This is a genomic window from Phaeacidiphilus oryzae TH49, from assembly GCF_000744815.1.
In the GTDB taxonomy this organism is placed as follows: Bacteria; Actinomycetota; Actinomycetes; order Streptomycetales; family Streptomycetaceae; genus Phaeacidiphilus; species Phaeacidiphilus oryzae.
On sequence record NZ_JQMQ01000005.1, the window covers coordinates 672,400 to 683,988 of the forward strand.

Below are 11,589 nucleotides of genomic sequence, written 5' to 3' on the forward strand. Positions count from 1 at the left end.
CCTCCCCGCTGACGACCCGTCACCCCCTCAAGCCATTACGCAGGAGCAGACGTTGAACAAGGTGCTGATCGCCAACCGCGGGGAGATCGCGGTCCGGGTCGCGAGGGCGTGCCGGGATGCCGGGATCGCCTCCGTGGCGGTGTATGCCGAGCCGGACCGGGACGCGGTACACGTCCGGGCCGCCGACGAGGCCTACGCGCTGGGCGGCGACACCCCCGCCACCAGCTACCTGGACATGGACAAGGTCCTGGCCGCGGCCGCCGAGTCGGGCGCGGACGCCGTCCACCCCGGCTACGGCTTCCTGTCGGAGAACGCCGAGTTCGCCCAGCGGGTCCTGGACGCGGGCCTGACCTGGATCGGCCCCCCGCCCTCGGCCATCCGCGACCTGGGCGACAAGGTCGCCGCCCGGCACATCGCCCAGCGCGCCGGCGCGCCCCTGGTCGCCGGCACCCCCGACCCGGTCGCGGACGCGCAGGAGGTGGTCGCCTTCGCCCGCGAACACGGCCTGCCCATCGCCATCAAGGCCGCGTTCGGCGGCGGCGGGCGCGGCCTGAAGGTGGCCCGCACCCTGGAGGAGATCCCCGAACTGTTCGACTCCGCGGTGCGCGAGGCCATCGCCGCCTTCGGCCGCGGCGAGTGCTTCGTGGAGCGCTACCTGGACAAGCCCCGGCACGTGGAGACCCAGTGCCTGGCCGACACCCACGGCAACGTCGTGGTCGTCTCCACCCGCGACTGCTCCCTGCAGCGCCGCCACCAAAAACTCGTCGAGGAGGCCCCCGCCCCCTTCCTGACCCAGGCCCAGACCACCGAGCTCTACCGCGCCTCCAAGGCCATCCTCAAGGAGGCCGGCTACGTCGGCGCCGGCACCTGCGAGTTCCTCATCGGCCAGGACGGCACCGTCTCCTTCCTGGAGGTCAACACCCGCCTCCAGGTCGAACACCCGGTCACCGAGGAGGTCGCCGGCATCGACCTGGTGCGGGAGATGTTCCGCATCGCCGACGGCGAACCCCTGGGCTACGACGACCCCCAGCTGCGCGGCCACTCCTTCGAGTTCCGCATCAACGGCGAGGACCCCGGCCGCGGCTTCCTGCCCGCCCCCGGCACCGTCACCGCCTGGAACCCGCCCAGCGGCCCCGGCGTGCGCCTGGACGCCGGAGTGGAGGCCGGCTCCGTGATCGGACCGGCCTGGGACTCCCTGCTGGCCAAGCTCATCGTCACCGGCGCCACCCGCCGACAGGCCCTCCAGCGCGCCGCCCGCGCCCTGGCCGAGTTCCAGGTCGAGGGGATGGCCACCGCCCTGCCCTTCCACCGCGCCGTGGTCGTCGACCCCGCCTTCGCCCCCGAACTGACCGGCTCCACCCAGCCCTTCACCGTCCACACCCGCTGGATGGAGACCGAGTTCGACAACACCATCCCGCCCTTCCAGCCTCCTGCGGGCGCGGAGGCGGAGGAGCCGAGCGGACGCGAGACGGTGGTGGTGGAGGTCGGCGGCAAGCGCGTGGAGGTCACCCTGCCGGCCGGCTTCGGCGCGCCGGCGCCGGGGCGGCGGCCCCGGCGGCCAAGTCCCGCCGGCGCGCGGGGGGTTCGCGCAAGGCCGCCTCGGCGGTCTCGGGTGACACCCTGGCCTCCCCGATGCAGGGCACCGTCGTCAAGGTCGCCGTCGAGGACGGGCAGAGCGTGAGCCAGGGCGAGTTGATCATCGTCCTGGAGGCGATGAAGATGGAACAGCCCATCAACGCCCACAAGTCCGGCACCATCGTCGACCTCAAGGCCACCATCGGCGCCTCCCTCACCTCCGGCGCGCCGATCTGCGAGATCAAGGACTGACAGCTCCCCGTCAGCCGCCGGGCCGCCTCCCCACGGGAGGCGGCCCTCGCCGTCACCGCACCGGCTACTGCGCCGACGGGTCGGGAGAGAACGACGGCGTGGCGATCGGGGTCCCGGGCAGGCAGGGCGGGACGCCCATCAGCTGAACGCTGCCGTCTCTGGCGGTGTCCAGCACCGTGACCGTGTAGCCGGCGCGGTGTCCGCGCGCGAGCTTCACGCTGCCTTCCGACTGCCAACCCCCGAACCGCCAACCCCGCGCCTCCAGCCAATTCCTGGCGCGGAGGCCGATGTCCGGTGTCGACCCCGGCGGCCCCGCACTCATCATCGCGATGCTCACTTCGTGCTGTACCCGTCCCGGGGTGCCGCACCGCCCCTTCGGCAGTCCGGTCGACGCGGCCGACAGCATCTCCCCCTGATGGAAGTCCCCGACCTTGGGCCGCACCGCCCCGAGAACCTCCGTGAGCAGCTGGTGCACCTGCGCATCGGCACCGGCCGCCGTCGTCGCGGAGAGGACGGCTTCGCCGGAAGCGGACGGGGTGCTCGAACCAGCCGCCGATGCGCTCGAGCCGCCCTCCCCCGCACAACCGGCCGTCAACAGCAGTGCGCTCGCGCCGAGCAGCGCCAGGGCGTTGCGCCTCAAGTCCTTTTCCTCACGTTTCGTTCAGCCTTTCGGCAGGGTCTTCTCGGAGCCCACGGACAGTTGGGACACCGGTGTTCCGGTAAGCCAGGGCGGGGCGGCCATAAGGGCGACGTCTCCGTGGACGGACTTGTAGAGGAGCGTCACCGTGTAGCCGGCGCGGTGCCCGGTCGTCGTTTCGGTCCCGGGCGAGATTCGGGACTTCGCCCACGGCGAGAAGGCCCAGCCCCGCTGCTGGAGGAAGCCCCTGACCCGCGGCCCGGCCTCGTGAACGGTGCCCCGCTCGTTGACGTCCGACAGCACGCTCATCACCTGGTGCCGCGCCTGACCGGCCTTCGCGCACGGGGCCGCGAGCGGCACCGGACCGACCGACTCCGCCACCACGAGGCCCGCCGGGCGAGGCCCCTGGACGGCGGGCCGGCTGTGCGCGGCGGAGGCCGATCCTGCGGAGCAGCCGGCCGCCAGCAGCGCGGCCGCCGCTGCGAGTGCCGGCAGAACGATGCGCTGCACGACTCCCCCGATCCCTTCGCTCATGATCGCTGGCAGCGTATCGATCCGCGCGGGGGCCAGGAGGCCCGAAAGGGGCACAGAATCATCACAGTTGCCGCAGAGAAGGCGGGGAGGGCGCCGGCCTGCGCCCTCCACCGGGTTCAGCGTTGCGGCGTGGCCGCCGCCTCGCGGGCGGGCTCCGCGACGTCGGGGCCGCGCCCGGGCCGGCGCAGCAGGAAGCAGACCAGGCCGACGAGCGCGACCGCGGCCATCACCAGGAGGGTGATCCAGTCCAGGTTGAAGTAGCCGCGGGGGCTGGTGAGGCCGGTGGGGGCGACGACGTTGACCAGCATCGCGACCAGATACGCGGCGGCGACGACGGTCACCGGCCAGCCCCATCGGCCGAGGCGGAACCTGCCCTCCGGGATCCAGCCGCGCGCCCGCGCGACCATCGCGCCGACGACGGCGAGGAGGAAGGAGAGGTAGATGCCGCTCACGCCGAAGGAGACCAGGGAGACCAGGGCGTTGGTGTGGGCGGGATAGGTGAGGAAGCCGAGCTTGATGTCATGGGTGGGCGAGGCGAATTCGAGGAGTACGAAGAGCGCGGTCACCACCGAGCCGGCGAGGAGGGCGTTGACGGGGGTGCGGAAACGGCGGTGGACCCGTGCCACCCAGGCCGAGCCGGGCAGCGCGCCGTCCCGCGCGTAGGAGAACATCAGGCGGCTGCCGGCGCCCTGCACCGAGGTGCCGCAGGAGAAGAAGGCGAAGACGATCAGCAGCAGCAGCACGTCCTGGAGCCAGCTGGGGAGTTGGCCGAGGATGAACGGCACTCCCCCGCCCTTGACCGTCGCGCCCACCGGGTTCGCCCCGCCCGGCATGGCCATCAGCAGCGCCGCCACCAGGACGAAGGAGGCGACCCCGCCGCCCAGCAGGGCCATCCGCATCGAACGCGGCACCTGCCGGCCGGCGTCCGAGGTCTCCTCGGAGATGTCCCCGGCGGACTCGAAGCCGTAGAAGATGTACACCGGCGCGAGGACGGAGATCAGCGCGGCCCCGGTGATCCAGTTGCCGTGGAAGTCCAGGCCGAGCGGGTTACCCGCGGCATGCTGCACGTTCTGGGTGGAGAAGAGGAAGCCGGGCCCGTGGTGGAAGCCGTGGACGGCGAGGACGATCGCGATCCCCACCGTGCCCAGCAGCTCCACGTACGCGCCGAACTGGGCGACCCGGCCCATCACCTGAGCACCCGTCACGTTCAGCAGCGTCTGGACGGCCAGCAGGACGACGGTGACCACCAGGATGACCACGTGCGAGGTCGGGTCGGCGTCGATGCCGAACCAGTTGTGGCCCAGGGCGACCACGTAGCCGACCACCCCGGTGTCCACCGAGGCCACCGTCACCAGCAGGGCGATGCCGTAGAACCAGCCGACGAACCAGCCGTAGCGCGGTCCTACGGAGAACTTGCCGTACTGGTAGAGCGCCCCGGCGACCGGGAAGTGGCTGGCCAGCTCGCCGAAGACGAGGGCGACCAGCAGCATGCCGCCCACCGGCAGCCAGGTGAGCCAGACGTAGGCCGGCCCGCCGGTGCCGACGCCGAGGACGAAGAGGGAGTAGATCCCGACCATCGGGGAGAGGTAGGTGAAGGCCACCGAGAAGTTCGCGAACAGTCCTAGTACGCGGTTGAGTTGGGGCTGATAGCCGAGGCTTCGGAGTCTTGCGTCGTCAGAGGAGTCTTCGGTCATGGCGGGGACTGTATGGGCTGCCCGCTCGGGGAGCCAGAGGCCGCGTACGGGGGCCTTCGGTCGGGCGTTGGGTAAGAAAGGCGCATCCTCGCTGGACAGGCCGTGACCCCGGTCACAGAATTTCGACTACCTCATACGGTATGCAATCGGGCGCTCGGTCCACAGAGCCGGAGCGCCGGTCCCCGTCCCCCGCAACCACCGGTCTGCCGCTCTGCTGCGGTCCACTGCGGCCGACTGCGGTCGTCGCCCGGCAGAGGCAGTGAGAGGAGAACTTCGATGTCATCCACGTCTCCCCCGGACATCTCGTCCGGTTACAGAGAGGTCGTCGGCCCCACCGGCCGGGTCTTCCGGGTCGGCGAGACCCCCAAGCAGCTGCTGGGGTACCCGCGGGCACTGGTCATCATGGCGGCCTGGCTGGTGATGTGCCTGTCCGGGCTCGTCGAATACACCTGGGGCGCGCTCAGCGGTTCGCTGGCCGCCGCCCACCACTGGGGGCCCGCCCCCGTCTTCTGGCTGTTCTCCTGCTTCGTGATCTGCGAGTCCTTCGTGCAGATCGGCACCGGCTTCCTGCGCAACAAGGGGATACTGCCGGTCAAGTACGCGGTGATCGCCGGCGGTGTCGTCTGCGGGATCGTGGCCTACGCCATCACCGCGTACTCCACCGGCATCTGGCAGGCCTACCTCGGTTATGCCGTCTGCGGTGGCATCGGCTCCGGGATGGTGTACTCCAGTGCCATCAACATCGTCGGCAAGTGGTATCCGGAGAAGAAGGGCTGGCGCACCGGGTTCGTCAACGGCGGCTGGGCCTATGGCTCGGTCCCCTTCATCCTCGCCATCGGCGGGTTCAGCACCGGAGCCGGGGCGGGCACCCTCTCCCCCGCCTCGGTGCGGGACTTCATCCTGGTGCAGGGCGTCATCATGACCGTCGGCATCGCCCTGGCCGGGCTGCTGATGAAGGACCCGCCGAAGAACTGGTGGCCCGCCGACGTGGACCCGGTGAACTGGGCCAAGGACAAGCGGACCGCCCGCGACCTGCGCAGCAACCCGCCGGCCTTCGACCACTACACACTGCGGGAGATGTGGTCCACACCGCAGGCCAAGTGGCTCGGCATCCAGTACTCGCTCTTCATCGGCTGCTCGCTCTTCGGGGTGGCGTACTACTTCGAGTTCGGCGAGTCCATGCACCTCGGGGCAGCCGCGGTGGTCGGCGGCGTGGCCGGCTTCTCGCTCGCGGACGGGCTCTTCCGGCCGGTCTACGGCTGGGTGTCGGAGTACATCGGCCGCCGCCGGACGATGACCGGCGCCTACGCCCTCAATGTGGTGTTCCAGCTGCTGGCACTGGTGGCCGGACTGAATCACCTCGCGGTGTTCTTCGCGATCTGCGCGGTCGTTTCGGGCGGTCTCTCCGGCGCCTGCTTCCCGATGACCGCGGCCGCGGTCGCGGACTACTACGGGGAGAACAACAACGCCGTCAACTACGGTTCGGTGTACGCCTGGAAAGCGCTGGGCGGCAGCTTCGCCGGCGGCCTGGCCGCCCTGGTGATGACCGGCACGCTGTACGGCAGCGCCCATTTCCACTGGGTGCAGGGCTTCCTCTTCGGAGCGGGGTTGGGCGCTATCGCGGTGTTCGTCGTCCACTTCAAGTGCAAGGCGCCGACACTCGAGCAGCGGCAGGCCGCGGTCGCCAGGGCCGCGGCCGCGACCGGCGGCGGACGGGAGCCGGAACTGGTCGGCTGACCGCGCCGCCTAGAGCGCGGCGACGATCGCGAAGGCGGCGGCCGCCGCGGCCAGGCCGGCCACCAGACTGCCGAGGGCGTTCAGTCCCGCCTCGGCCAGGGAGCCCTGCTCCAGCAGGCTGACGGTCTCGTAGCCGAAGGTGCTGAAGGTGGTGAGGCCACCGCACACGCCGGTGCCGAGGAGGAGGCTGAGATCGCCGGGGAGGCCGTGTTCGGCCGCTCCGGCGGTCAGCCCGCCGAGGATCACCGCGCCGACCAGGTTGACCGCCAGGGTGCCGAACGGGAAGACCGACTCGTGGCGGGACTGCACGAACCTGTCGAGGAGGTACCGCAGCGGAGCCCCTATCGCGCCGCCGACGAAGACCAGCAGGACCGGCATCGGTTCAGCCCTCCTCACCGGTGAGGTGGGCCACGACCTCGACGTCGTCGAGGGTGATCAGCCCGCGCGTCATGATCTCCCGGACCTGCGGGAGGAAGTCCCTGATCCGCTGCTCCTCGTCCACGATGATCACCGCGAGCGGCAGGTCCTCGGCGAGGTCGAGCAGCCGGGTGGTGTGGATCTGCGAGCTGCCGCCGAAGCCCTCGATCCCGCGCAGCACGGCCGCGCCGGCCAGCCCGGCGTCGTGCGCCCGGCGGACGATCTCGTGGTACATCGGGTGCCGGTGGTAGCGGTCGTGCTCGCTGAGGTAGACCGTCAGGCGCAGGGCGTGGCCGGTGGGGAGCGGCTCTCGGCGCGGGCTCATCGGCGGGTTCCTTCCGATGCGCGGGGGTGGTCGGTCGTCGGGCTGCTGCCGGTGGTACAACTGCTGCCGGTGGTACCACCGCGGCCGGCGTCTCCGCCGGGGGGCACGGTCGGCGCGGAGGGCGCTGGTTCCCGCCGGCGCGGGCCGCGGCGGACCGGGAGGCGACCGGCCAGCCGGCCCAGCACCATACCGGTCCAGATCGCGGCCAGCCCGGCCACCAGGCTGCTCAGCGCGTAGGCGTCGGCCATCGAGAAGTGGCCGGTGGCGAGGAGCCCGCGGGTCTCCACCACATAGGTGGAGAAGGTGGTGAAGCCGCCGAGGAAGCCGACGCCGAGGAAGGGGCGGCGGTAGCGGGAGGGAGCCCAGACCTCCAGGACGTACACCATCAGCAGCCCTATCAGCAGGCAGCCGCCGACGTTGGCGACGAAGGTGGCCCAGGGGAAGCCGCCGGCTTCGGTCGGCAGCGCCCGGGCGATCCCGTAGCGGGCGATCGAGCCCAGTCCGCCGCCGAGTGCGATCACCGCCAGGATGTCCAGCTGCCTGCGGGCAGCGGGGCGCGGTTCGCCCATCGCTCGTCCCTCCCTACCTGTCCGGGGCGTTACGTCTCAGGCAGGGACCGTTGGCACCGTAGGGCGCGGTTTCGGCGAGCCCCTCCGCCGTCGCTGCCGCCCAGGGTACCGAACGCCACGGGGGCGCCGGTCAGTGGGCACGCCGCGCCAGCAGGGTGAACGCGGTGACCGCGCAGGCGAGCAGGAGCCCGGCGCAGAGGAGCATGGCGCTCGGCAGCCCGGCGGAGAAGTCGGGGCCGTGCACCAGCACTCCGAGCAGCGCGATCCCGAGGGTGCTGCCGATCTGCCGGCAGGTGTTGTGGACGGCGGACGCCGTACCGGAGTGTTCGGTGGGGACGCTGGAGACGGCGGCGTTGCTCATCGGCGAGCTCATCAGGCCGGCGCCGGCGCCGAGCAGGGCCATCCGCCATTCCAGGTCGGGCAGCGCCGGGTGGCCGGGGAGGGCGGCCAGCGCGAGGCAGCCGAGGGCGGTGACCAGGAGCCCGGTGCCGAGGACGGTCCGGGTGCCGAGCCTGGCGGCGAGCCGGCCGGCGACGGGGGCGAGGCCCGCCATGCAGAGGGTCATCGGCAGGAAGAGGGCGCCGGTGGCGAGGGCGGAGAGGTGGAGGTCGCGCTGGAGGTCGAGGCTGTAGAAGAAGAGGACGCCGAAGAAGGTGAAGAAGTAGCAGAACCCGGCGGCGTTGGCGGCGATGAAGCCGCGGGACCGCCAGAGCTGAAGGGGCATCAGCGGACTCGCCGGCGTGGTCGGCGCGCCGGGCTTCGGTGCACCGGTGTTCGGCGCACCGCTGTCCGGCGCACCGGTGGCGGCGGCGGACGGACGGCGGCGCTGGGAGAGGCCGAAGGCGACCAGCCCGAGGGCGGCCACGGCGTAGCAGACCAGGATCCCGGGGGCGGTCCAGCCGATGTCGCCCGCCTCGATCAGGGCGTAGACCAGCGCGGCCGGCCAGAGGACGCCGAGCACCGCGCCCAGCAGGTCGACCCGGCCGGCGTCCGCGGGCCGGCCGTGGCTGGCCGCCGGGATGGCGCGCCGGCCGAGCAGCAGCGCGACCACGGCGACCACGCAGGTGAGGGCGAACCCGGTGCGCCAGTCGGCGACCGCGATGATCACCCCGCCGATGACCGGCCCGGCCGCCAGGCCGAGGCTGGCCACTCCGGCCCAGACGCCGACCGCCCGGGCCCGGGCCGCCGGCTCGGCGTACTCGTGGACCAGGATGGCCAGGGTCTGCGGCAGCATCGAGGCCACCCCGGCGGCCTGCACGAACCGCGCGACCAGCAGGACGGGGAGGTCGGGCGCGAGCGCGCAGAGCAGCGAGCCGAGGAGGAAGACGGCGACCCCGCCGAGGAAGGCCGGGCGCCGGCCGATCCGGTTGCCGAGCGCGCCGCCGGGCAGCAGCAGGCTCGCGTAACCCAGGGTGTAGATGTCGGCCACCCACTGCAGCCCGGAGTCGGAGGCGTGCAGCTGGGCGCCGATCTGCGGCATGGTCACGTTGACCAGCGTGGAGTTGAGCATGGAGAGCATCAGGCCGAGGCACATCGCCAGGAGTACGCCGCCGGGGGGCGAGGAGGACGCGGGAGGCTCGGTCCGGCGGCGTACGGCGGTGTGGGTGCGGCGGAGGATCACATTCGGATCATATGACTGCGGGGAGGGGCAGGTTGCCGGCCCTTCCTCCGTGGACCGCGAGCCGCGTTGCGGACCCTGGATCGCGGATCGCGGATCGCGGATCGCGGATCGCGGACCCAGGTCGGTCAGTAGCGGATGTTCTGGCGGGCGGTCTGCCCTGCCCCACCGGAGTGGGCGCCCACCGCGGCGCCGCCCGGGCTGATGGTGAAGTCGCCGCCGGAGAGCGGACCGGGCACGTAACCGCCGCTGTCCAGGGCGGACGGGCCGGCGTCCGAGAACGGCCGGCCGTCCACCGTGACGCCGCTGAAGGAGAGGCTGCCGAAGCTCGGGTAGGAGGAAGTGGGCGACTCGATGACGGCCTCGGCGCTGGCGTTCTGGCCGGCGTAGGACTGGTCGGTCTTCTCGGTCCAGCCCTGGGTGTTGTCGGTCAGCGTGAGGCTGTAGTTCCCGCCGCCGTCGCTCACCACCGAGGCGGTCATGCTGTCGCCCTCGGAGACCGGGTCGTTCCAGTACACCGGCGAGGCCGGGTACATCTCGTACCAGGCGGAGAGCACCGGACGGCCGCTGGAGCAGTCGGTCTGCACGCCGGTCTGCTCCACACTGCCGGAGCCGTAGCCGTCCAGGCCGACCCACGGCGCGAAGAGGTCGTTGCTGGAGTTGCAGGTCACCTGGGGTTCGGTCCAGGAGCCGGAGATGCTGCTGAAGCTGCCCTGGGCGACGTAGCCGCCCCAGTTGCTGTCGTCGGGGTGGATGCCCGAGGAGCCGTGGGCGGTGGTCGCCGGACCGAAGGTCGCGACGGAGGTCGCGAGGGCGCTCGCGCCGGCGGTTCCGGCGGCGCAGGGCACGAGCGCGGCGGCGAGGAGGAGCGCCGACGCGGCCGAGGGGCGTATCCGCATGATGTTCCCAACTCCTGTGCTGTGGGGGCGAACGGGGGGCGTGGGGCCCCCGTCGAGTGGGGTTCATCGTGGGGTCGGGGTGGCGGACGCTCAAGGGCGGCGGAGGTTCCGAAAGTCGAAATGGCGAGAACATGCCATAATTTCGCCATGGCAGCTGAGCTCACGGGCAGTCGCGCTCCCGTCCCCCATCGCCCGCAGGCCGCCCCAGGGCTGCTCGAAGGCCTCGGCCTCGGCGCCTCCGAGCAGTTGGCGTATCTCAGACTGCTCAGCGCCCCGGACAGAACCGCCGCCGAGCTCGCCGCCGAACTCGGCTGCCCGCCCCGGGCGGCCGAGGAGCTGCTGTGCAGCCTGGCCGCCCACGGCCTCGCCGAACAGCTCCCGGCTCCGGCGTCGGCGTCCGCCCCTGCGGCGGCTCCGGTGTCGGCCCCGGCGCAGGACGGCGCCCGGCGCTGGGCCGCCACCGCGCCCAACCTCGCCGTCGAGATGCTGCTGCTCCGCCGCGAGGAGGAGCTGCTGCGCACCCGCGGCCGGATCGCCGAGCTGATGCGGCTCTACCGCCGCGCCCAACAGCCCACCGCCACCGACCTGGTGGAGGTGGTCAGCGGCCGGGAGGCGATCGCGCTGCGCTGGCGCCAGCTCCAGCAGGGCGCCCGCCGACGGCTGCTGGTCTTCGACCGCTCCCCGCATGTGGCCCTGCCGGACGCCGAGTTGGAGCGCAGCGTACTGGCCCGCGGGGTGCGGGTGCGCTCGGTCTACGAGACCGGCGGCGGCGGAGGTCCGGCCCGGCTGGCCCGGATACGGGAGCAGCTGGCGGCCGGCGAGGAGGCCCGCCTGCTGCCCGAACTCCCCTGCAAGCTGGCGGTCGTCGACGACACCTGGGCGCTGCTCCCGGTCACCGCGGGGGCGGAGCTGGCCAGCGCCCTGCTGGTCCGGCCGTCCTCACTGCTGGACGCGCTGATCGAGCTCTTCGAGGCGTACTGGCACCGGGGCGTCCGGCTGCCCGACGGCAGGGACGCCGCCGACCGGCGCGGGGAGCTGCTGGCGCTGCTCTCCGCCGGGTTCACGGACGACAGCATCGCCCGCCAACTCGGCGTCTCCGCCCGAACGGTGCAGCGCTGGGTACGCGAGCTGATGGACGAGCTGGGAGCGCGGACCCGGTTCCAGGCGGGACTGCAGGCCACCAGGGCCGGGCTGCTGTGAGCCGACCGGCCGCGGCCGATCGGTCGCGAGCGACTGGGCGCGGCCGACCGGGCGCGGCGCGGGACCCGCGGATGCGCGGCCAGCAGGGGCGGTCGCATGAGCGGCGCGGCGAACCGCCCTGCGAACCGCGCC

The 11,589-nt window shown here is 72.5% G+C and carries 10 protein-coding genes and 1 pseudogene; 3 read left to right on the top strand and 8 right to left on the bottom strand.

Annotation, left to right across the window (positions count from 1 at the left end):
- The first annotated feature begins 52 nt into the window (after window positions 1–52).
- Window positions 53–1,827: pseudogene (locus BS73_RS07335) on the top strand (acetyl/propionyl/methylcrotonyl-CoA carboxylase subunit alpha).
- A 64-nt stretch (window positions 1,828–1,891) separates the two neighbouring features.
- Here BS73_RS07335 and BS73_RS07340 read toward each other — a convergent pair.
- The 3 genes from BS73_RS07340 to BS73_RS07350 all read right to left on the bottom strand — a co-directional run bounded on the left by BS73_RS07340 (window position 1,892) and on the right by BS73_RS07350 (window position 4,692).
- Window positions 1,892–2,467 carry a hypothetical protein gene (locus BS73_RS07340; protein ID WP_037570525.1) on the bottom strand — a complete coding sequence of 192 codons (576 nt, stop codon included), beginning with the start codon at window positions 2,465–2,467 and terminating at the stop codon, window positions 1,892–1,894.
- Window positions 2,468–2,488: 21 nt separating this feature from the next.
- Window positions 2,489–2,998, bottom strand: a complete 510-nt coding sequence (locus BS73_RS07345; RefSeq protein WP_152617544.1) for a hypothetical protein — start codon at window positions 2,996–2,998, stop codon at window positions 2,489–2,491.
- 116 nt (window positions 2,999–3,114) lie between these two features.
- Complete coding sequence (locus BS73_RS07350) at window positions 3,115–4,692, bottom strand: APC family permease (RefSeq protein ID WP_051939654.1); 1,578 nt, start codon at window positions 4,690–4,692, stop codon at window positions 3,115–3,117.
- A 276-nt stretch (window positions 4,693–4,968) separates the two neighbouring features.
- On the opposite strand from BS73_RS07350, the gene BS73_RS07355 reads away from it, so the two are divergent.
- Window positions 4,969–6,429, top strand: a complete 1,461-nt coding sequence (locus BS73_RS07355; protein ID WP_037570528.1) for an OFA family MFS transporter — start codon at window positions 4,969–4,971, stop codon at window positions 6,427–6,429.
- A gap of 9 nt (window positions 6,430–6,438) precedes the next feature.
- On the opposite strand, the gene crcB (BS73_RS07360) is transcribed toward BS73_RS07355, so the two are convergent.
- The 5 genes from crcB (BS73_RS07360) to BS73_RS07380 form a co-directional block, all read right to left on the bottom strand.
- Window positions 6,439–6,807, bottom strand: a complete 369-nt coding sequence (gene crcB / locus BS73_RS07360; protein ID WP_037570530.1) for a fluoride efflux transporter CrcB — start codon at window positions 6,805–6,807, stop codon at window positions 6,439–6,441.
- Between the two features lie 4 nt (window positions 6,808–6,811).
- A complete protein-coding gene (locus tag BS73_RS07365) occupies window positions 6,812–7,171 on the bottom strand; it encodes a DUF190 domain-containing protein (protein WP_037570531.1) in 360 nt (119 codons plus the stop codon).
- Window positions 7,168–7,740 carry a fluoride efflux transporter CrcB gene (gene crcB, locus BS73_RS07370; RefSeq protein WP_063836934.1) on the bottom strand — a complete coding sequence of 191 codons (573 nt, stop codon included), beginning with the start codon at window positions 7,738–7,740 and terminating at the stop codon, window positions 7,168–7,170. Before crcB (BS73_RS07370) ends, BS73_RS07365 begins: the two co-directional genes overlap by 4 nt.
- Window positions 7,741–7,870: 130 nt before the next feature.
- A complete protein-coding gene (locus BS73_RS07375; protein WP_037570533.1) occupies window positions 7,871–9,361 on the bottom strand; it encodes an MFS transporter in 1,491 nt (496 codons plus the stop codon).
- 125 nt (window positions 9,362–9,486) lie between these two features.
- The gene (locus BS73_RS07380; RefSeq protein WP_051939656.1) at window positions 9,487–10,257 is read right to left on the bottom strand and encodes a G1 family glutamic endopeptidase; all 771 of its coding nucleotides are present in this window, start codon (window positions 10,255–10,257) and stop codon (window positions 9,487–9,489) included.
- A gap of 147 nt (window positions 10,258–10,404) precedes the next feature.
- Between BS73_RS07380 and BS73_RS07385 the strand changes: the two genes are divergently transcribed.
- Window positions 10,405–11,457: a helix-turn-helix domain-containing protein gene (locus tag BS73_RS07385; protein ID WP_051939658.1), complete on the top strand. Its 1,053-nt coding sequence runs from the start codon at window positions 10,405–10,407 to the stop codon at window positions 11,455–11,457.
- Window positions 11,458–11,589 lie beyond the last annotated feature (132 nt).